The sequence below is a fragment of the Streptomyces sp. NPDC054834 genome (assembly GCF_053611185.1).
On record NZ_JBSGZV010000021.1, the window covers coordinates 92,314 to 111,434 of the forward strand.

Consider the following 19,121-nt stretch of genomic DNA (forward strand, 5'->3'; position numbering starts at 1 on the left):
CTCGATGCGCGATGGTGGACCTATGCACGCAAGGGACATCCTCATCGACGGCTTCGGCCGCATCCAAGAAGAAGTCCATGCCGTCCTCGACGGGCTCGGGCCGGACGAACTCCACGCCCGCCCGGCCCCCGACGCCAACTCCGTCGCCTGGCTGGTCTGGCATCTCACCCGGGTCCAGGACGACCATGTCGCCGACGCCTTCGACCTGGACCAGGTGTGGCTGTCACAGGGCTGGGACAAGCGCCTCGGGCTCGATCTGCCGCGCCACGACACGGGCTACGGGCACAGCCCCGCCAAGGTCGCCAAGGTACGGGTCGACTCGGCGGACCTGCTGACCGGGTACTACGACGCCGTGCACGAGCAGACGCTCGGCGTGCTGCGGGACCTGCCCGCCAAGGACCTCGAGCGCATCGTGGACGAACGCTGGGATCCCCCGGTCAGCCTGGGCGTACGGCTGGTCAGCGTCCTGTCCGACGATCTTCAGCACATCGGACAGGCCGCCTACGTGCGGGGGCTCCTTCAGAGCACGGACTCGTAGCCGGGCAGGACCACGTCCTCGATGAGGGCCTTGCGCTCGTCGAACGGGATGAACGCGCTCTTGAGGGCGTTCACCGTGACCGTGCGCAGGTCCTCGACCGTCCAGCCCGCCTCCTCGACCAGCAGGGACATCTCGCGGGTCATCGTCGTACCGGAGACCAGCCGGTTGTCGGTGTTGAGGGTGACCCGGAAGCCCAGGTCCTTCAGGGCGGTGATGGGGTGCTCGGCGATCGAGGTGGCGCAGCCCGTCTGGAGGTTGGAGGTGGGGCACATCTCCAGGGCGATGCGGCGGTCGCGCACCCAGCCGGCCAGCCGGCCGAGCTTGCCGTCGACGATGTCCTCGGTGATGCGCACACCGTGGCCGATGCGCTGGGCGCCGCACACCTGGAGGGCCTGGTGGATGCTGGGCAGGCCGTACGCCTCGCCGGCGTGGATGGTGAACGGCACGCTCTCCCGGCGCAGGTGCTCGAAGGCGGCCAGGTGGTCGGCGGCCGGGAAGCCGTCCTCGGCGCCGGCGATGTCGAAGCCGACGACGCCGGCGTCCCGGTAGGCGACGGCCAGGTCAGCGGCCTCGCGGACGCGGTCGAACATCCGCATGCCGCACAGCAGGGTGCCGACGCGGACGGGGGTACCGGCGGCGGCCGCCTTGGCCATGCCGGCGGCGAGGCCCTCCTGGACGGTCTCCACGACCTCGTTCAGCGTCAGCCCGCCCCTGGTGTTCAGCTCGGGGGCGTAGCGCACCTCGGCGTAGACGACGCCGTCGGCGGCGAGGTCCAGGACGTACTCCTCGGCGACACGCAGCAGGCCCTCGCGGTTCTGCATGACGGCGAGGGTGTGTTCGAAGGTGGCTATGTAGCGGACCAGGTCGCCGGAGTTGGCGGCCTCGAAGTACCAGGCGGCCAGCTCGTCGGGGTCGGTGGTGGGCAGGGTGTGGCCGACCGCCGCCGCGAGCTCGACGACGGTGGCGGGGCGCAGGCCGCCGTCGAGGTGGTCGTGCAGGACGGCCTTGGGCAGGCGGCGGATCACTTCGGCGTCTACGCGCGTAGCAGTCATGGCGGGTCTTTCCTTGAGCGGGCGGTTCGAAGCGGCGGCAGGGGCGTGCGGAGGCAGGGGCGTGCTACGGGCGGAGGCTCAGCCGGCGGGCTGGAGCAGGTCCCAGCGGTTGCCGTACAGGTCCTGGAAGACGGCGACCGTGCCGTACGGCTCGTGGCGCGGCTGCTCCAGGAAGGTCACGCCGGCGGCGGCCATCCGGGCGTGGTCGCGGGCGAAGTCGTCCGTGTGCAGGAAGAACCCGACCCGCCCGCCGGTCTGGTCGCCGACCCGGGCCTGCTGGGCGTCGCCCTTTGCGCGGGCCAGCAGCAGACCGGTTCCGGCCTCTTCGGGCCCGGGCTCCACGACGACCCAGCGGGAGCCGTCGGGGCGTGGCTCGTCCGCGGCGAGCCGGAAGCCGAGGGCCTCGGTGTAGAAGCGGATCGCCTCGTCGTAGTCGTCGACGACGAGGGTGACCAGGGCGACGCGTCTCATCGGGGCCTTTCGCGAAGGTGCCGGACGGGTGCCGGACGGAGGTCCGGACGGTGTGGCTGACGGGTGAGGTTATACGTAAAACCTGACGGGCGCCAGTCCGGCACCGCGGGGCTCCGGCGGGCGGGCGGTGAGCCCGCGCTCAGTCATGCTCCTCGCCCTGGGCGACCTCCACCCGGTGGTGGAAGTCGATCATCCCGGTCGCGGACGCGGCGAAGGAGAGACCGGCGCAGGCGACGAGCACGAAGGCGATCCAGGAGGGAGCGGCGGCGCGGCGCGGGGCGGCCAGGAGGGCCTGCACGCGCTGGGGGACGGGCCCGGTCGTCACGGCGGGGGCGAAGTCCGGGCGTTCACCGCGGGCGGCCTGGCCCACCAGGGCGGCCCGGGCGATGGCGCGGGCGGTCAGGCGCCGGTCGCCGACGGCATCGGCCGCTGCCTCGTCGGCGGCGCGCTCGGCGGCGAGCCGGATGGTCTCGCGGACAGGGCGCAGCGCGGGGTGACAGTGGGCGACGAGTTCGGCGGCGGCGAGGAAGTAGTGGTGGCCGCCCTGGTTGTGGGCCCGCTCGTGGGCGAAGAGTGCCTCCCGCTCGGCGGCGTCCAGACTGCGCAGCATCCCGGTGGTGACGACGATCCGGTGTGGGCGCCCGGGCAGCGCGTACGCGTCCGGGCGCGGCGAGTCGACCACGCACAGGTCGCCCGCGGCGGGCCCGCGCCCGGCCTCGGAGCGGGCCGCGCGGAAGGCGCGGGTCTGGCGCAGCACCGAGCGCGCGAGGGTCCAGGCGCACACGGCGAGCACGCCGACGGAGGTCGCGGCCGCCGGGACCACGAAGAGGTCGGAGGCGGTGCGCAGGGGGTGGACGAGTTCGCCGAGCGTGGCGAAGACGGACACCTTGAGCAGGCCGATGAGCACGAAGGCGCCGAGCGCGGCGAGCGAGCAGCCCGCGCACACGACCGCCGAGACGGTGATCAGCCACAGCGCGGCACCGGGCGCCAGCCGGTCGACGGTCCGCCGGGCGAGTGCGGGCAGGGCGAACGTCAGCACGAGCGGCAGGAGCAGCAGGACGGTCATCGCTCTGCGGGGGGTTCGAGCAGGTCGCGCAGGATCCGCTCGTCGTCGGGGCTGAGCTGGGCGACGAAACGGGCGAGCACGGTCTCGCGGTCGCTGTCGCGGTCGAGTTCGGTGTGCATCCGGCGGGCGGTGAGGCCCTGGGCGTCCTGGACCGGGAAGTAGGCGTACCCGCGGCCCTGCCGCCGCCGGTCGACGACCCCTTTCTCGTGCAGCCGGGACAGGATCGTGGTCACCGTGGTGCGCGCCAGGCCGGCACCGAGGCTGAGCTGCACCTGACCGGGCGTCTGGGGCGCACCGGCGGCCCAGAGGGCAGCCATGACGCTCGCTTCCAGCTCGCCGGCCGGACGACGTTCGTCCTTCGCGTCGGTCATGGAAAGGTTCCTCACCCCGTATCCGTCCGCAGATGAGCGGCTCATCTGCACGCATCGCGCCACGCACGCACGATGCCGTTTCCATTGTGACTGCACCCACGTGGTCCGTGTCGGCGGTGTACGCGCGGGCGGTGCATTCGAAGTCGGCTTGGGTGACGCGGTTCCCCCTGGCGACGTGCCCGCATGCGGGGCAGGTGCGGGAGGTGTTGCGGGAGCCCACTGGAATCACGCGGCGAGCGGCACTTTCAGCCCTCTGCGCCAGGATTCCGAGGATCAGCCCCCAACGCGCGTCGAGGATGCTGCGGTTCAGCCCGGCCTCCGCGGCGGCACCGTTCGGCAGGAAGCTGTCGGGCTGCCCCGGGGTGTATAGCGCATCAGACTGTGCCGCTCCACCGCTCCCCCGTTGTCCGCCGCGCCGAGGCCGGTCACGGCGCCCTGGACGTAGTACACGCCGACGGCCGGGACCGCGGTGGCGGCGTGGGACGGGGGTGCGACGACCGCGGCGGCACGCGCGACGGCGGTGGCGAGCAGGGCGTGGGGGTGCGCATGCGGTGCTCTTCCTGACTGACGGGTTGAAGGTCAGGTGCATGACACTAGGCAACGCGGTTTCACGTCAGCGGTTCCGCTCGCACGACCCGATGAGCCGGGCCCGGCCGCCGGTGCTGCCGGACCCACGGGCATCACGGGGTCAGTGCAGCGGCTTTGACAGCACGGCCTTGCGGTGGCTGAACGTCTCGATCGACCAGCGGCCGTGGTAGCTGCCCATACCGCTCTCCCCCACCCCGCCGAACGGCAGGTCGGAGACGGTGAGATGGGCGAGCGGCAGGCCGTACCCGAGGCCGCCGGAGGAGGTCTCGGCGGCGATCCGCTCCCTGGTCCCGTCGGACTCGGTGAACACGTACAGCGCGAGGGGCTTGTCGCGGTCGTTGACGAAGTCGATCGCCTCGTCGAGGCCGGGCACCGTGATGATCGGCAGGACGGGACCGAAGATCTCCTCCTGCATGACGGGGGACTTCGGGTCGACGTCGGCCAGCACGGTCGGCGCGATGTACTTCGCCGCACGGTCGCCGGTGCCGCCCACGATCGCCCGGCCGGAGTCGAGCAGGCCGCTGAGCCGGTCGAAATGGCGCTCGTTGACGATCCGGCCGTACTCGGGCGAGGCCGCGGGGTCGGTGCCGTACAGCGCCTGCACGGCCCGGACGAGCGCGGGTTCGAGGGCGGCGGCGGTCTCCGGGTCGGTGAGGACGTAGTCGGGGGCCACGCAGGTCTGGCCCGCGTTGAGGAACTTGCCGCGCGCCAGCCGGTCGGCGACCACGTCGAGGTCGGTCCCGCGGTCGACGAACGCCGGTGACTTGCCGCCGAGTTCGAGGGTGACGGGGGTGAGGTGCTCGGCGGCCGCGCGCATGACGATGCGGCCGACGGTGCCGTTGCCGGTGTAGAAGACGTGGTCGAAGCGCTCGGCCAGCAGGGCCGTGGTCTCCGGGACACCACCCTCGACGACGGCGACCGCGTCGGTGTCCAGGTACGCCGGGATCAGCCGGGCCAGCGCGGCCGCGGTGGCCGGGGCCAGTTCGCTGGGCTTTGCCACCACCGCGTTCCCCGCGGCCAGCGCGCCGACCACCGGGGCGAGCAGGAGCTGCGCCGGGTAGTTCCAGGGGGCGATGACGAGGACGACGCCGAGCGGGTCGTACTGGGTCCAGGCCGTCGCGTCGGCGCCGAGGTGCGCCGGGACGGGGGCGGGCTCGGGGCGCAGCCACTCGGCGAGGTGGTCGAGGGTGTGGTCGATCTCGCGGACCGTGAAGTCGATCTCCGTACGGTAGGCCTCGGTGGCGCTCTTGCCCAGGTCGGCGTGGAGGGCGGCGGCGAGCGCGTCGCCGTTCTCCGTGAGCATCGCGCGCAGGCGGCCCAGCTGGCCGGTGCGCCACTCGACGGGCTTGGTGCGGCCGGTGCGGAAGGTGGCGCGCAGCCGGGCCACGACGTCGGCGGGCTGCTCGGGGGTGGAGTGGTTCACGGTGTGCCTCGCTGGTGGGTGCACGGACCTTGCGGCCCGAGAGTACGACCCCGAAGGATCAGATGTAAATACCAACCTTTCAGGTACCAAAATAAATCCCGGGACCGGGTCCGGCTCACTTCGCGCCCGCGAGCTCCTGCCGGCGCCGTTCGAGATGCGCCCGCTCCGCAGGGCTCGTGGCGAGCTCCACGGCCGTCTCGTACTCCCGTACCGCCTCGGTGTGCCGGCCCAGTCGGCGCAGCAGTTCGGCGCGGACGGCGTGGCGGACGTGGTAGCCCGGGAGATCGAGCGCGTCGACCAGGCCGAGCGCCTGCGCCGGGCCCTCGACCTCGGCCACGGCGACCGCACGGTTCAGGGCGACCACGGGACTCGGGGCGACGGCCGTCAGCTGGTCGTACAGCCGCAGGATCTGCCCCCAGTCGGTCGCCGGTGCCGTCGGCGCGTCGCTGTGCACGGCGTTGATCGCGGCCTGGATCTGGTACGGCCCCGGCCGGTTCCGGCGCAGGCAGCGGCGGACCAGGTCCTGGCCCTCGGCGATCAGGGCGCGGTCCCAGCGGGCGCGGTCCTGCTCGGGCAGCGGTACGAGGGCGCCGTCCTCGTCCTGCCGGGCGGGCCGCCGCGCCTCGACGAGCAGCATCAGCGCGAGCAGGCCGGTGACCTCGGGCTCGTCCGGCATCAGCTCCGCGAGCAGACGGCCCAGCCGGACGGCTTCGGAACACAGCTCGGGCGCGCCGGTGTACCCCTCGTTGAAGATCAGGTAGAGGACGGCCAGCACGCCGCCGAGCCGGTCGGGCAGGTCCGCGTCCCGGGGCACGCGGTACGGGATGCCCGCGTCCCGGATCTTCGCCTTCGCCCGGACGAGCCGCTGGGCCAGGGTCGGCTCCGGCACCAGGAACGCGCGGGCGATCTGCGCGGTGCTCAGCCCGCCGAGCAGGCGCAGGGTGAGGGCGACCCGGGCCTGCGGGGCGAGGGCGGGATGGCAGCAGGTGAAGATCAGGCGGAGCCGGTCGTCGCGCACGGGGCCCTCCTCGGCCGGTGCGTCGGGCGCGTACAGCCGGGCGGCCTCGGCCTGCCGGGCGTCCCGGCCGGCCTCGCGGCGCAGCCGGTCGACCGCGCGGTTGCGGGCGGTGGTGATGATCCAGCCGGCCGGGCTCGGCGGCACCCCGGTCTCCGGCCACTTCCGCACGGCGGTGGTGAAGGCGTCCTGGACCGCCTCCTCGGCGAGGTCGATGTCGCCGAGGAGGCGGACGAGGACGGAGACCGCGCGCCCGTACTCGCTACGGAAGACGGCCTCGACGTCCGGGGCGTCCGGCATCAGTGCTGGTCCACGAAGGGCCGCACCTCGATGGGGAGGGTGGTGGCCAGGGCCGCCTTGCGGCCCCACTCCAGGGCCGCGTCCAGGTCGGGGGCCTGGATCAGGCACAGCCCGCCCAGGTACTCCTTGCCCTCGGCGTACGGCCCGTCGGTGATGAGCACGTCGCCGTCCTTGGGCCGCAGCACGGTGGCCGTCTCCGGGCCGTGCAGTCCGCCGGCGAAGACCCAGACCCCGGCCTCGCGCAGCTCGTCGTTGTAGGCCTTGACGTTGCGCATGATCTCTGCGAGCGCGTCCGGCTCGGGCGGCTGTGCGCCGGCCGGCTGGACCACGCTGAGCAGGTAGTGCTTCATGATGTCCTCCTTACGTCACCGGGGTCCTCCCGGTGGGGGTTGTCCCACCTCCTACACGAACGGCACACCCCCGGATCGACATCTCGGCCGGCGGGATCGGGAGAATTCTTCGTATGACCATCGCAGCACACCCTCTCGTCGTCCGTGCCCGCCGGCTCGCGGACGAGCTGCTCGCCCCGAACGCCGAGCGCGTCGACCAGACAGAGGTCCCCTCGAGTCACATCGAGGCGGTCAAGCGGTCCGGGCTGCTCGGGGTGAGCGCGCCGGTGTCGTACGGCGGCTCGGCGGCACCGGCCTCGGTGGCGCGGAAGACGGCCGAGATCCTTGCGGGGGCCTGCTGCTCGACGTGGTTCGTGCAGACGCAGCACCACACGCCGGTGCAGATCCTGGCCAAGGGCGAAACGCCCGTCCGGGAGCGGCTGCTGGGCCCGCTGTCACGCGGCGAACTCATGTCAGGGGTGGCGTACGCGCACCTGCGGTCCCATCCGCGCACTCCGGTCCGGGTCACCCGGGACCGGGGCGGCCGGCGCTTCGACGGCACCGTCCCCTGGTACACCGGCTGGGGTCTCAACGACGTGCTGCTGCTGGCCGGGTTCACCGACTCCGACGAGGCGGTCTTCGCCTTCACCGAGGCCCGCGACCAGCCCGGCCTGCGGGCGTCGCGGCCCGTGCGCCTGGCGGCCCTCACTGCCGCCCGAACGGTGTCGCTGGAGCTGGACGGCCTGTGGCTGCCCGAGGAGGCGGTGGCTCTCCGGATGCCGTACGAGCGCTGGGCGGTGACCGACCGCGACCGGACGGTGAACGCCTCCCCCGCGGTGTTCGGCGTCGCGGAGGCGGCCCTGGCCCTGCTGGACGAGGAGACGGCCGCCCCGCTCCGCGCCCGCCTGGACGAGGTCCGCCGCCGGGCCTACGCCCTGGCCGACGATCCGGCGGCGGCCGAGCACCCAGCGGAGCGGCTGGCGCTGCGGACACAGTCGTACGAGGTCATGAGGACGGCCACCACCGCGGCGGTGGTGGCCGGCGGCGGCCGGGCGACGACCTTGGACAGCAAGGCCCAACGCCTGGCCCGGGAGGGCCTGTTCCTGCTGGTGCAGGGGCAGACGGCGCAGTCCCGCCGTGCTCATCTCGACGCCCTGACCGGGCGCGGGTCTCAGCTCGCGAACGGCACCTGAGCCGCCGGGGCGGTGTCCTGCCGGAACGGATGCCGCCACACCCCTCGCGCGGCGAGCCTCGGGAGCACGCCCTCGCCGAACCAGTACGCCTCCTCCAGATGCGGATACCCGGACAGCACGAACTCCTCGATGCCGAGGGCGGCGTACTCCTCGATCCGGTCGGCGACCTCGTCGTAGCTGCCGACCAGGGCCGTCCCCGCCCCGCCCCGGACCAGTCCGATCCCGGCCCACAGGTTGGGGTGGATCTCCAGCCCGTCCCGGCCGCCGCCGTGCAGGGCGAGCATCCGCCGCTGCCCCTCGGACTCGCTGCGGGCCAGCCCGGCCTGGACGGAGCTGACGGTCTCGGGGTCGAAGCCGTCGAGGAGCCGGTTCGCCTCGGCCCAGGCCTGCTCGGCGGTGTCACGGGTGATGACGTGCAGCCGGATCCCGAACCGCAGCGTCCGCCCCTCCTTCGCGGCCAGCCCCCTGACCCAGGCGATCTTCTCGGCGACCTGCGCGGGCGGCTCGCCCCAGGTCAGGTACACGTCGACGTGCCGGGCCGCGATCTGACCCGCGATCGGCGAGGACCCGCCGAAGTACACCTCGGGGACCGGGTCCGGCACCCGGGCCAGTCTCGCGTCCTCGACCTGGAGGTGCTCGCCGTGCAGGTCGACGGTCTTGCCGTCCCACAACTCCCGTACGATCTCAAGGAATTCGCCGGTACGACGGTAGCGGTCGTCCTTGTCCAGGAAGTCGCCGTAGGCGCGCTGCTCGTGGCTCTCCCCGCCGGTGACCACGTTGAGCAGGAGCTGCCCGCCGGACTGCCGCTGGAAGGTGGCGGCCATCTGCGCGGCGAGCGTGGGTGACACGAAGCCGGGCCGGAAGGCGACGAGGAACTTCAGCCGCTCGGTGTTCTGGCTGACCATCGCGGTGGTCAGCCAGGCGTCCTCGCACCAGGCCCCGGTCGGGGTGAGCGCGCCGACGAAGCCGAGGTCCTCGGCGGCGCGGGCGATCTGGCTCAGGTAGCCGACCGTCGGCGGCCGGTCCCGTCCGGAGACGGTGGCCGGGGTGCCGTGGCCGCCGCCGACGACGTGGCGGCTGTCGCCGTTGGTGGGCAGGAACCAGTGGAAGGTGAGGGACACGTGGGGTCTCCGATCGCGAGTGTCCGTGGTCCGGCTGTCGGGCTGTCCGGCGCTGTCAGAGGAGGCCGTGGCGGGGCGGGCGGGTGCCGCTGAGCACGTACCGGCCGATGTGCTGGATCTTCCAGCGCGTCGGGTCGTGCAGCGTGTGGGTGCGGGCGTCCCGCCAGTGCCGGTGCAGATTGAGGGAGTCGAGCGCCGACCGGGTGCCGGACACCTCGAACAGGGCGCTCGCCACCTCCACCGCGGCCTGTGCCGCCCGCACCTTGGCCGCGGCGACGGCGATGGAGGCCTCGGCCGCCGAGTCGTCGGTGAGGCCGGTGCGGGCCGCGTCCACGGTCCGGGCCGCCTCACGCAGCAGTGCCTGCGCGGTCCGTACCTCCAGGGCGAGTTCACCGAAGCGCTGGATCAGCAGTGGGTCCTCGGCGGCCGTGTCGAAGCCGCTCTCGAACCAGGGCCGGCTCTTCGTCCGGACGAACGCGGCGGCCTCCTCCAGTGCTCCCCCGGCGATCCCGGTGTCGATGGCCGCGTGCAGCAACTGGGCCACCGCGCCGTGGAGTTGCGGTCCCTGGAAGGTGAGGTGGTGCGCGAGGACCCGGTCGGCGGGTACCTGGACGCCGTCCAGGCGGACGGTGCCGCTGGCCGTGGTGCGCTGGCCCATGCCGTCCCAGTCGTCGACGACCGTGACACCGGGCGCGTCCCGGGGGACGTACGCCACATGCAGGTCGTCGTTCTCGGCCCGGGCCAGCACCGGGATCCAGTGGGCGAAGAGGGCGCCGGTGGAGTAGTGCTTGACGCCGGTCAGGAGGTAGGAGCCGTCGGCCTGGGGCTCCAGGCGGGTGCGGATGTCCTGGACGTGCCTGGTGCCCGCCTCGGACTGGGCGTTGCCGAAGCGGCTGCCCGCGAGGAGCTCGCCGAAGAAGAACTTCCGCTGCTGCTCGCTGCCCTGGCGGCGGATGACGTTGACGTACGCGAAGTGGCTCTGCGGGATCTGGGCGAGGCTGCCGTCGGCGGAGCCGAGCAGCCGGAAGATCTCCGCCAGCGTCTGGGCGCTCACATCCGCGCCGCCGTGCTCGGCGGGCACCGTGACCGCGAGCAGACCCGAGGCGGACAGCCGGTCCAGCTCGGCTCGGGGCAGCCGGCGTTCCGCGTCCCGTCCGGCCGCGCCCGCCCGGAATTCCTCGGCCAGGGCCGCCGCGACGGCGAGGGCCTCGGCGTCGTCGGCGATGACGTGTGCGGTCATGACGCTCAGCTCGCCGCGGCCAGCAGCGGGGTGCGGCCCAGCGCGGCCGAGAACTGGTCGAGCACCTGGCCGAGGGCTTCGGCGGTGGCCGGGCTGACGGTCAGGCCGCCGTCCTCGTGCACCGTGATGTCCTTGTCGAGGGTGAACCAGCCCTGGACGATGTGTCCCCGCGAAGCGGCCGCCCGAGAGGTGGTCGGCTGTGGCGCCGAGCTTGGCGAGGACGCCGGGGTGCCACAGTCCGGGGTGCACGGCCGCGATGACCTTCGGGCGCTGGGTGGCGAGCAGCAGGGCGAGGCTGAAGCTGGTCGACTCGTGCTGGTACTCGGCGCCGTAGCCGGCCATGTAACGGACCTGGCTGAGGGCGTACTCGAAGCCGTTGTTCTCGGCGAGGACGGCGAGTTCGCGGTTGTAGTCGTACCCCCAGTCGGTGCGCTGCTCGATCCTGCTGGTGACCAGTCCTCCGCTGACGTTGGGGACCCAGTACGCGAATTTCACGGGCGCTGCGGACATGCGGAACTCCTGTTGCGGTGTGCTCGGTTTTCGGGCACGCCGAATTCCGGGGACGCGAAAAGGCGACCCTGAAGACGGGAATTCAGGCGGTGAAGAGCAGTGCGGGGCGGCGGATCGGGACGAGTGTCAGGCCGCGGCGCGACAGGAGGCACTGGAGACGCGCGCGAGGTCGACGTGGCGTCGCCGCGTGAGGTCCAGTCGCATCTTCATGCTGTCGATCGTGGCAGTCGCCGATGACGGCAGTCAAGGAAAACCCGACCGTTCTCGTATCGCGGACCATTGAATTTCACGAAGGTGTGACAGGGAAACCCTTGAACGCTCCCCGGAAACGGCCGCATTGTGCAGTCGTGCGGATAGAACAGCTGGAATACATCGCGGCCGTCACCCGGCTCGGCTCGCTACGCCGGGCCGCCGAGGATCTGCGTTTGTCGCAGCCCGCGTTGAGCGAGACCGTGCGCAATCTCGAACGGGAGCTCGGAGTCGATCTGCTGGAGCGCAAGCGGTCCGGCGCCACGATGAGCGCGGAGGGCCGCGAACTGCTGCCGCACATCGTCGGCGTACTGGAGGCGGTGGACCGGCTGCGGTCGGCCGCGGGCGAGCAGCACCGGGTCAGCCGGATGGTGCGGGTGGGCACGGTCAACGCGGCGACCGTGCCGCTGCTCATCCCGGTCGTCCGGGACTTCCGGGCCGCGCATCCCGTCACCCAGGTGGAGGTGGTGGGCGCCCAGCAGGCGGAGATCCACCGGGCACTGACCGAGGGCGGCTTCGACCTCGGTCTGGTGAACCATCTGGACGGGGACGACGTGCCGGCGGGTTTTGAGTCGACCGAGCTGCTGCGCGGTCGTCCGGTGGTGTGCGTGCGTCCCGACAGCCCGCTGGCGTCCCTGTCGGTGGTCTCGGCCGAGGATCTGCTCGGCGTGCCCCTGATCGCCATGCGCGCCGGGTATGTGATGCACCGTTACGTCCACCGGCTGCTGGCCGGGCGCGCGCCGTCCTTCTCGTACTCCACCGACGGCGCCGAGATGGGCAAGCTGATGGTCGCCGAGGGTCTGGGGGCGACGGTGCTGCCCGACTTCAGTGTCGTCGGGGATCCGCTGGAGCGGTGCGGCGCGCTCACCTGCCGGCCGCTCGCCGACGACACCACGCGGGTGCTGCTGATGCTCCAGCGCCGCCGGGCGGAGCCCGTGCCGCAGGCGGCGCGGGACCTGCACGAGGCGTTCGTGCGCCGGGCGCGGGAACTGGCGGACCGCCGGTAGACCGCTGCCGGTCCCGGGTCAGGGCCGTCCGTCGTCGTCCTGCCGCTCGACCACCACGAGGAAGGCGTCAGAGTTCAGGTCCATCACCACGGTGGCGGGTTCGCCCGCGGCGCGGCGCGCCGCCGCGAACTCCTCCGCCGGCCACGATCCGCGCGGAGCCCCCGCAGGAAACCGCTCCAACACCTTCGCGCCCATAGCGGCAGGTCACCTCCAGTATCGACAGGGTTACGAGCTTTCGCCGTGCGTACTACTCCGGCTGCCCGGGATCGGCGTGGACATGACCCGGATCGGGGCTGATGTCCGTGAGCGCGCATCCGAAGGCCCCGCCCGCGTGGAAGGGATCTCAGGGGGCCGACGGGAAGGACGGACGACCGATGAGCGGTGACGAGGCCGGAGCGGGGCCACGCTGTCTGGTGACGGGTGCCACGGGGTACATCGGCGGCAGGCTGGTGCCCGAGCTGCTGGCCGCCGGACACCGGGTGCGCTGCCTGGCCCGCTCCCCCGGCAAGCTGCGGGACCATCCGTGGGCGGGTGACGTGGAGGTGGTCCGGGGAGACGTCACGGACGCCGCCTCGGTCGCCGCGGCGATGCGCGACGTCGACGTCGCCTACTACCTGGTGCACGCGCTGGGCTCGGGCAGGGACTTCGAGCGGACCGACAGCCGGGCGGCGGCGGTCTTCGGGGAAGCGGCCCGGGCCGCGGGCGTCCGGCGCGTGGTCTACCTCGGCGGACTCACCCCGGCGGGCGTGCCGGAGCACGCGCTGTCGCCGCACCTGCGCTCGCGGGCGGAGGTGGGCCGCATCCTGCTGGACTCGGGGGTGCCGACCACCGTCCTGCGCGCCGCGATGATCATCGGGTCGGGTTCCGCCTCCTTCGAGATGCTCCGCTACCTCACCGAGCGCCTCCCGGTGATGGTCACCCCGAGCTGGGTGCGCACCCGCATCCAGCCGGTCGCCGTTCGGGACGTCCTGCGCGCCCTCGTCGGCAGCGCGGGCATGCCGGACGATGTCAGCCGGGCCTTCGATGTCGGCGGGCCGGACGTCCTGACGTACCGGGACATGATGATCCGCTACGCGGCGGTGGCGGGTCTGCCCCGCCGGGTCATCATCCCCGTGCCCGTGCTCACGCCCGGACTGTCGAGTCACTGGGTGGGCCTGGTGACCCCCGTTCCCGCGTCCATCGCGCGGCCGCTCACCGAGTCGCTGCGGCATGAGGTGGTCTGCCGCGAACAGGACATCACCCGGTACGTGCCCGCCCCACCCGGACAGCCGATCGGCTTCGACGAGGCGGTGCGGCTGGCCCTGCGCCGCGTCCGCGAGGCCGATGTCACCACGCGCTGGTCCTCCGCCTCGCTGCCCGGCGCGCCGAGCGATCCGCTGCCCACCGACCCCGACTGGGCGGGCGGCAGCCTGTACGCCGACCACCGCGAGGCGCGGGTGGACGCCCCCGTCGACGCGCTGTGGCGGGTGATCGAGGGCGTCGGCGGTGACAACGGCTGGTACTCCTTCCCGCTCGCCTGGGCCCTGCGCGGATGGCTGGACCGGCTGGTCGGCGGGGTGGGCCTGCGCCGGGGCCGCCGGGACGCGCAGCGGCTGCGCGCGGGCGACTCGCTGGACTTCTGGCGGGTGGAGGAGATCGAGCCGGGCCGGCTGCTGCGGCTGCGGGCCGAGATGCGGCTGCCGGGCCTGGCGTGGCTGGAGATGTACGCCGAGCCGGACGGCACCGGCCGCAGCCGGTACCGGCAGCGCGCCCTGTTCCATCCGCGCGGGCTGCTCGGTCACGCGTACTGGTGGAGCGTGTCGCCCTTCCACGCGGTGGTGTTCGGCGGCATGGCCCGCAACATCGCGCGGGCCGCGGCCGGTAGTCCGCCCACCCGGACGGAGGAACGCGTACCGGTCCGCTGACGCCCGCATCCGGCGGGCCGCCCGGGCCCCGAATCACCTCATCGCCCATATCGTCCACACCGTCTCGTGCGGAGCGCCCCATGAACGTCTCGGTCGTCCTGTTCACCTCCGACCTGCGCCTGCACGACCATCCGCCGCTGCGGGCCGCCCTGGACGGCTCCCGCCAGGTGGTCCCTCTCTTCGTACGCGACCGGGGCGTGGACGCGGCCGGCTTCACCGCGCCCAACCGGCTGGCGTTCCTCGCCGACTGCCTGCGGGATCTGGACGCGGGGCTGCGCCGGCGCGGCGGGCGGCTCGTCGTCCGGTCGGGTGACGTGGTCGCCGAGGTGTGCAAGGTGGTGGCCGAGACCGACGCCGACGAGGTGCACATGGCGGCCGACGTCAGCGCGTACGCGCACCGCCGGGAGGAGCGGCTGCGGCGTGCCCTGGAGGCGGACGGGCGCCGGCTGCACGTGCACGACACGGTGACCACGGCGGTGGTTCCCGGCGCGCTGACCCCGGCCTCCTCGGACCACTTCGCGGTGTTCACTCCGTACTTCCGGCAGTGGTCGCGGCAGCGGCTGCGGGACGCGCTCGGCGCTCCCCGGACGGTGCGCGTGCCGGACGCAGTGGGTTCGGAGGGGATCCCCTCGCGTGCCGCGGTGCCGGGGGTGTCTCAGGGGCTGGCCGCCGGCGGCGAGACGGAGGGCCGAGGGCGGCTCGCGGCCTGGCTGCGCTCGGGCGTCGCCGCGTACGAGGACCGACACGACGAGCTGGCCGGCGACGCGACCTCCCGCCTCTCGCCCCATCTCCACTTCGGCACGCTCTCCGCCGTGGAAATCGTCCACCGGGCCCGCAAGGCGGGCGGCCCCGGCGCAGAGGCCTTCGTACGGCAGCTCGCCTGGCGCGACTTCCACCGCCAGCTCCTGGCCGCCCGGCCGGCCGCCGCCGGCGCCGACTACCGTACGAAGCACGACCGTTGGCGGACCGAACGCACCGCCGGGGACGACATCGAGGCCTGGCGGGAGGGCCGCACCGGCTATCCGGTCGTGGACGCGGCCATGCGCCAGCTGCGCCACGAGGGCTGGATGCACAACCGCGGCCGCCTGCTGACCGCGAGCTTCCTGACCAAGACGCTGTACGTCGACTGGCGTGTGGGAGCCCGGCACTTCCTGCGGTTCCTCGTCGACGGCGACCTCGCCAACAACCAGCTCAACTGGCAGTGGATGGCGGGGACCGGCACGGACACCCGCCCCAACCGCGTGCTCAACCCCGTCACCCAGGCCAGGCGGTACGACCCCGAGGGCGCCTACGTACGGCGGTGGGTGCCGGAACTGGCATCGCTGGAGCCGCCGTTGGTGCACGAGCCGTGGATACTGCGGGGGCCGGAGCGGGCGGCCGTCGACTACCCGGAGCCGATCGTCGACCTGTCCGAGGGGCTGGCCCGCTTCCGGCGGGCACGGGCGCGTGAGTGAGGCCATAGGGCCCTGGGGCCTGTCCGACGATTCCCGCCTGACCCGGGTGCCGTCACCGCGAACCGCCGGGCGGCGCCGCCCCGTACCCGTCGGCCAGCAGGTCGAGGGCCTCCCGGAGCCCCGTCGGACGCGGCATGCCCCGGGTGCGGCGGCCGGCCCAGCCCGGACCGGCCGGCACCACCAGCGGCCGGCGGCGCGCGCCCCTGACTCCCCATTCCGTGGCGGCGACGTCCCGGGCCAGCGGCGGGCTCGCCGTGGCGCGTGCCTGCGCCCACAGGACCACGGCGGCCGGGCCCAGCCGCCGTACCGCCGCCGCCAGTGCCGGGGCGGGCACGGCGGCGCCGAACATCCGGGTGGGGAGCCGTAGTTCACCCAGGGCGGCGTTGAGCGCCTCCAGCGGCAGGGTGTGCTCCTCGCCGGGGACGCAGGCCAGCAGCACGGGACCGGCGGCCGGGGTGTCGGCCGCCGGGAGGGGCGGCGGCGTGTGGCGGCGCAGGGTGGTCGAGACGTGCCAGGACAGCAGGTGCTCCACCTCGACGTAACGGTCGCCCGAGGACGCCCACTTGCGTCCCACGGCGTGCAGGGTCGGCACCATCACCTCCTGCCAGGCGGCGGTGAGCCCGTGCTCCGCCACGGCCGAGGCCAGCCGCGACTCGACGGCCGCGGCGTCGAGGCGCACGGCGGCGCTGGCCAGCCCCCGGCACTCCTGGCGCACCTCGCCCAGCGGCAGGGCCCCGGCCGCCCGTGAGCGCCCGGCGGCGGGAGCCGGTCCCCGGTCGGGAGGCGGCGCGGCGGCCGTGCGGCCGGCGGCGCTCGTGGCCTCTTTCGCCGCGCGGGCGGCCTCGGCGGGCGGTACACCGGCCGAGGTCAGCCGGCACATCGTCTCCAGGACCGCCACGTCCCGGGGCGTCCAGCGGCGGTGCCGGCCGTCGGCGCGCACCGCGGGGCCGAGGCCGTACCGGCGGTCCCAGGAGCGCAGGGTGGTCGGTGACACGCCGAGCCTGCGGGCCAGCGCGCCGGTGGTCACGGCAGCACCGGCGGCCGACTCCTGCTCCGGTTCGCGATCCGCGTCCAAATCGCCCACACGGTGACTATACGACGCAGAATCGATGCGAGTTGAGGCCCTCCCGGCGGGCTCCCACCATGGCGCACAAATGACAGTTCTCTCAGGTCAGGAGCCGTGGTCATGAGCCCGTGCAGTGCCGAGCCGCGCACCGAGCCGCGTACCGAAGAGGATCTGGCACGCAGCCTGATGACGGGCGACGACGCCGGCCTGGCGGCGGTCTACCGCCGCTGGTCGGCGCTGGTCTACACGCTGGCCCGGCGCTCGCTGGGCGATGCCGCGGAGGCGGAGGACGTCACCCAGCAGGTGTTCCTCGGCGTGTGGTGCGGGCGTCGCGGCTACCGGCCCGAACGGGGCCCGCTCGGCGGCTGGATCGTCGGCATCACCCGGCGCAGGATCGCCGACGCCCTGGCGGCGCGGACCCGGCGCGGCGAACTTGTGTCGGCCGCGGCGACGGTCCGCATGGTCGCGGACACCGGGGGCGGACGGCCGGACTCCGCGCTCGACCGCGTCCTCGTCCGGCGGGAACTGGCCCGGCTTCCGGCACCCCAACGACGGGTGCTGGACCTGGCCTTCTACGAGGACCTGACGCAGCCCCAGATCGCGGCGCGCACGGGACTGCCGCTGGGCACGGTCAAGAGCCATGCGCGGCGCGGGCTGCACCGGCTCCGGAACCTCCTCGACGAACCTACACATAAAGAAGAAATAAGAGCAGAATGACCGTAAGCGGCGCTTACCGCATACCGCACTGACGCGGTCAGGCCTGCACAGTCGCAAAGGAGACGAATCATGGCCAACGTCTCACACAGAGGGGACATAACGAGTCACCCCGATGCATCAGAAATGCGGGAGCGCTATGCCCGCATGCTCGGCGGTCGTGATGTGGCGCTCGTGGACGGACCGGTGTTCCTGCTCGGTCTGTACTGCGCCGTGTCGCCCTGGATCCTCCACTACACGACGAGTCAGCCCGCGCTCGCGGCCCACAACCTGATCATGGGCATCGCCATAGGCCTGCTCGCCCTCGGATTCACCACGGCCCCGGCACGGATGTACGGCCTCAGCTGGGCCATGTGCGCCATGGGCGTCTGGATGATCATCGCCCCTTGGATCGTGGGCAGCGCCCCGGACACCGGCGTGATCGTCAACAACGTCGTCATCGGCGCACTGGCCGTGATCCTCGGGATGATGTGCGCCGGTACGGCGGCGAAGAGCGCTCCCATGCCGTGATCGAAGAGCCCCTGGAAGGGAGGACGCGGGACCGGTCCGCGGACGACGGACCGGCCCCGCCGCACGTTCAGCGGCCGGGCACCTCCCACGGCGCCTGCGGCATCGTGGTGCCGGTCTCGAGGAGGGACTTGAGGTTGGACAGGACGGCCGGCCAGCCGTAGGACACGTCGGAGCGCTCCCCTTCGTCGTTGAGGTCCTCGTGGGTGACGGTCAGCCGGACGATGTCCTCGTGCCGCCGGATGTCGTAGGTGACCCGGGAGTACCTGTCCTCCTGCCCCTCGTTCTCGGGCGAGGTCCAGGTGGTGACCAGACGGGTGGGCGGCTCGCTCTCGACGACGGTGCCGACCACGTCGGCGACGCCCGAACCGTCGGTGCGGACGTGTTCCCAGCGGGAACCCCGCTGCCAGTCCGACACGTTGCGGTGCCCCCAGTACGCGGCGGTCAGATCGGCGTCGGTGAGCGCTTCCCAGACCTTCTCCGGGGTGCTCGCGATGTAGGTGACGTACACAAAACTCGGCCTGTCGGTCATGGCTTCCTCGGCTCGTCGCTTCAGGTCGCCGAGCGCGCGCAGGCGCGGGCGCTCGAACTTGTCGATCCACCGCTCCTGGATCTCGTGGAGCGGCACGGGGTTGAGGTAGTGCAGCTTCTCCCGCCCCCGCCGCACGGTGGCGACCAGGTTGGCGGCCTCCAGGACGGCCAGGTGCTGGGTCACGGACTGACGCGCCATGTCGATGCGCGCGCACAGCTCACCCAGCGTCTGCCCGTTCTCCTCGTGCAGCCGGTCGAGGAGGCGTCTGCGCGTGCCGTCGGCCAGCGCCTTGAAGACCTTGTCCATCACGGGGTCGTCGTCTGATCGCACACCCCACGTTATGCAGGCAATTGCCTGCACGTCAAGGGCAGTCGATTACCTGCATATCAGGGTCGGGGCAGGACGGCCGAGGAAGCACGAAGCGCCGGAGTGCCACCGTGGGGCACTCCGGCGCATGTGGGCCGAGGGGGC

Annotated in this window: 20 protein-coding genes and 3 pseudogenes; 7 read left to right on the forward strand and 16 right to left on the reverse strand. The window is 73.0% G+C overall.

Annotation, left to right across the window (positions count from 1 at the left end; genetic code table 11):
• The first annotated feature begins 22 nt into the window (after positions 1 to 22).
• A complete protein-coding gene (locus ACWGJM_RS26600) occupies positions 23 to 538 on the forward strand; it encodes a mycothiol transferase (RefSeq protein ID WP_453414224.1) in 516 nt (171 codons plus the stop codon).
• On the opposite strand, the gene ACWGJM_RS26605 is transcribed toward ACWGJM_RS26600, so the two are convergent.
• The 8 genes and pseudogenes from ACWGJM_RS26605 to ACWGJM_RS26640 form a co-directional block, all read right to left on the reverse strand.
• On the reverse strand, positions 520 to 1,590 hold the full coding sequence (locus ACWGJM_RS26605; protein WP_453414225.1) for an adenosine deaminase: 1,071 nt from the start codon (positions 1,588 to 1,590) through the stop codon (positions 520 to 522). The two genes, ACWGJM_RS26600 and ACWGJM_RS26605, sit on opposite strands and share 19 nt — an antisense overlap.
• A gap of 78 nt (positions 1,591 to 1,668) precedes the next feature.
• A complete protein-coding gene (locus ACWGJM_RS26610; RefSeq protein ID WP_453414226.1) occupies positions 1,669 to 2,061 on the reverse strand; it encodes a VOC family protein in 393 nt (130 codons plus the stop codon).
• Positions 2,062 to 2,200: 139 nt separating this feature from the next.
• Positions 2,201 to 3,127 (reverse strand): M48 family metalloprotease, encoded by a 927-nt coding sequence (locus ACWGJM_RS26615; protein WP_453414276.1) that lies wholly within the window; start codon positions 3,125 to 3,127, stop codon positions 2,201 to 2,203.
• A complete protein-coding gene (locus ACWGJM_RS26620) occupies positions 3,124 to 3,498 on the reverse strand; it encodes a BlaI/MecI/CopY family transcriptional regulator (RefSeq protein ID WP_453414227.1) in 375 nt (124 codons plus the stop codon). Before ACWGJM_RS26620 ends, ACWGJM_RS26615 begins: the two co-directional genes overlap by 4 nt.
• A gap of 100 nt (positions 3,499 to 3,598) precedes the next feature.
• Positions 3,599 to 4,087 (reverse strand): annotated as a pseudogene (locus ACWGJM_RS26625) (zinc ribbon domain-containing protein); the annotation flags it as partial.
• A gap of 99 nt (positions 4,088 to 4,186) precedes the next feature.
• Positions 4,187 to 5,509, reverse strand: coding sequence for an aldehyde dehydrogenase family protein (locus tag ACWGJM_RS26630; protein WP_453414228.1), 1,323 nt, complete (start codon positions 5,507 to 5,509; stop codon positions 4,187 to 4,189).
• A gap of 115 nt (positions 5,510 to 5,624) precedes the next feature.
• Positions 5,625 to 6,824 (reverse strand): RNA polymerase sigma factor, encoded by a 1,200-nt coding sequence (locus ACWGJM_RS26635; RefSeq protein WP_453414229.1) that lies wholly within the window; start codon positions 6,822 to 6,824, stop codon positions 5,625 to 5,627.
• Complete coding sequence (locus tag ACWGJM_RS26640) at positions 6,824 to 7,174, reverse strand: YciI family protein (protein ID WP_453414230.1); 351 nt, start codon at positions 7,172 to 7,174, stop codon at positions 6,824 to 6,826. Before ACWGJM_RS26640 ends, ACWGJM_RS26635 begins: the two co-directional genes overlap by 1 nt.
• Positions 7,175 to 7,287: 113 nt before the next feature.
• On the opposite strand from ACWGJM_RS26640, the gene ACWGJM_RS26645 reads away from it, so the two are divergent.
• Positions 7,288 to 8,346: an acyl-CoA dehydrogenase family protein gene (locus tag ACWGJM_RS26645; RefSeq protein WP_453414231.1), complete on the forward strand. Its 1,059-nt coding sequence runs from the start codon at positions 7,288 to 7,290 to the stop codon at positions 8,344 to 8,346.
• Here the strand turns inward: ACWGJM_RS26645 and ACWGJM_RS26650 are convergent.
• The 5 genes and pseudogenes from ACWGJM_RS26650 to ACWGJM_RS26670 form a co-directional block, all read right to left on the reverse strand.
• The gene (locus ACWGJM_RS26650) at positions 8,325 to 9,467 is read right to left on the reverse strand and encodes an LLM class flavin-dependent oxidoreductase (protein WP_453414232.1); all 1,143 of its coding nucleotides are present in this window, start codon (positions 9,465 to 9,467) and stop codon (positions 8,325 to 8,327) included. The genes ACWGJM_RS26645 and ACWGJM_RS26650 overlap by 22 nt on opposite strands.
• 55 nt (positions 9,468 to 9,522) lie before the next feature.
• A complete protein-coding gene (locus tag ACWGJM_RS26655; protein ID WP_453414233.1) occupies positions 9,523 to 10,707 on the reverse strand; it encodes an SfnB family sulfur acquisition oxidoreductase in 1,185 nt (394 codons plus the stop codon).
• Positions 10,708 to 10,712: 5 nt separating this feature from the next.
• Positions 10,713 to 10,871: pseudogene (locus ACWGJM_RS26660) on the reverse strand (NADPH-dependent FMN reductase); the annotation flags it as partial.
• Positions 10,851 to 11,217: pseudogene (locus ACWGJM_RS26665) on the reverse strand (LLM class flavin-dependent oxidoreductase); the annotation flags it as partial. The pseudogenes ACWGJM_RS26660 and ACWGJM_RS26665, both read right to left, overlap by 21 nt.
• 126 nt (positions 11,218 to 11,343) lie before the next feature.
• Complete coding sequence (locus ACWGJM_RS26670) at positions 11,344 to 11,427, reverse strand: putative leader peptide (protein ID WP_350284076.1); 84 nt, start codon at positions 11,425 to 11,427, stop codon at positions 11,344 to 11,346.
• A gap of 137 nt (positions 11,428 to 11,564) precedes the next feature.
• Between ACWGJM_RS26670 and ACWGJM_RS26675 the strand changes: the two genes are divergently transcribed.
• On the forward strand, positions 11,565 to 12,473 hold the full coding sequence (locus tag ACWGJM_RS26675) for a LysR family transcriptional regulator (RefSeq protein WP_453414234.1): 909 nt from the start codon (positions 11,565 to 11,567) through the stop codon (positions 12,471 to 12,473).
• A gap of 18 nt (positions 12,474 to 12,491) precedes the next feature.
• Here the strand turns inward: ACWGJM_RS26675 and ACWGJM_RS26680 are convergent, their stop codons facing one another.
• Positions 12,492 to 12,668 (reverse strand): hypothetical protein, encoded by a 177-nt coding sequence (locus ACWGJM_RS26680; protein ID WP_453414235.1) that lies wholly within the window; start codon positions 12,666 to 12,668, stop codon positions 12,492 to 12,494.
• Positions 12,669 to 12,847: 179 nt separating this feature from the next.
• On the opposite strand from ACWGJM_RS26680, the gene ACWGJM_RS26685 reads away from it, so the two are divergent.
• Positions 12,848 to 14,377 carry an SDR family oxidoreductase gene (locus tag ACWGJM_RS26685; protein WP_453414236.1) on the forward strand — a complete coding sequence of 510 codons (1,530 nt, stop codon included), beginning with the start codon at positions 12,848 to 12,850 and terminating at the stop codon, positions 14,375 to 14,377.
• Between the two features lie 80 nt (positions 14,378 to 14,457).
• Positions 14,458 to 15,831 carry a cryptochrome/photolyase family protein gene (locus tag ACWGJM_RS26690; protein ID WP_453414237.1) on the forward strand — a complete coding sequence of 458 codons (1,374 nt, stop codon included), beginning with the start codon at positions 14,458 to 14,460 and terminating at the stop codon, positions 15,829 to 15,831.
• 52 nt (positions 15,832 to 15,883) lie between these two features.
• Here ACWGJM_RS26690 and ACWGJM_RS26695 read toward each other — a convergent pair whose 3' ends face one another.
• Positions 15,884 to 16,915: a MerR family transcriptional regulator gene (locus tag ACWGJM_RS26695; protein WP_453414238.1), complete on the reverse strand. Its 1,032-nt coding sequence runs from the start codon at positions 16,913 to 16,915 to the stop codon at positions 15,884 to 15,886.
• A gap of 102 nt (positions 16,916 to 17,017) precedes the next feature.
• Between ACWGJM_RS26695 and ACWGJM_RS26700 the strand changes: the two genes are divergently transcribed.
• Both ACWGJM_RS26700 and ACWGJM_RS26705 read left to right on the forward strand, forming a co-directional pair.
• Entirely contained in the window at positions 17,018 to 17,614 is a 597-nt protein-coding gene (locus ACWGJM_RS26700) for a sigma-70 family RNA polymerase sigma factor (protein WP_453414239.1), read from the forward strand.
• A gap of 69 nt (positions 17,615 to 17,683) precedes the next feature.
• Positions 17,684 to 18,121: an SPW repeat protein gene (locus ACWGJM_RS26705; RefSeq protein WP_453414240.1), complete on the forward strand. Its 438-nt coding sequence runs from the start codon at positions 17,684 to 17,686 to the stop codon at positions 18,119 to 18,121.
• A 67-nt stretch (positions 18,122 to 18,188) separates the two neighbouring features.
• Here ACWGJM_RS26705 and ACWGJM_RS26710 read toward each other — a convergent pair whose 3' ends face one another.
• Positions 18,189 to 18,956 carry an ArsR/SmtB family transcription factor gene (locus ACWGJM_RS26710; protein ID WP_453414277.1) on the reverse strand — a complete coding sequence of 256 codons (768 nt, stop codon included), beginning with the start codon at positions 18,954 to 18,956 and terminating at the stop codon, positions 18,189 to 18,191.
• Positions 18,957 to 19,121: the final 165 nt, after the last annotated feature.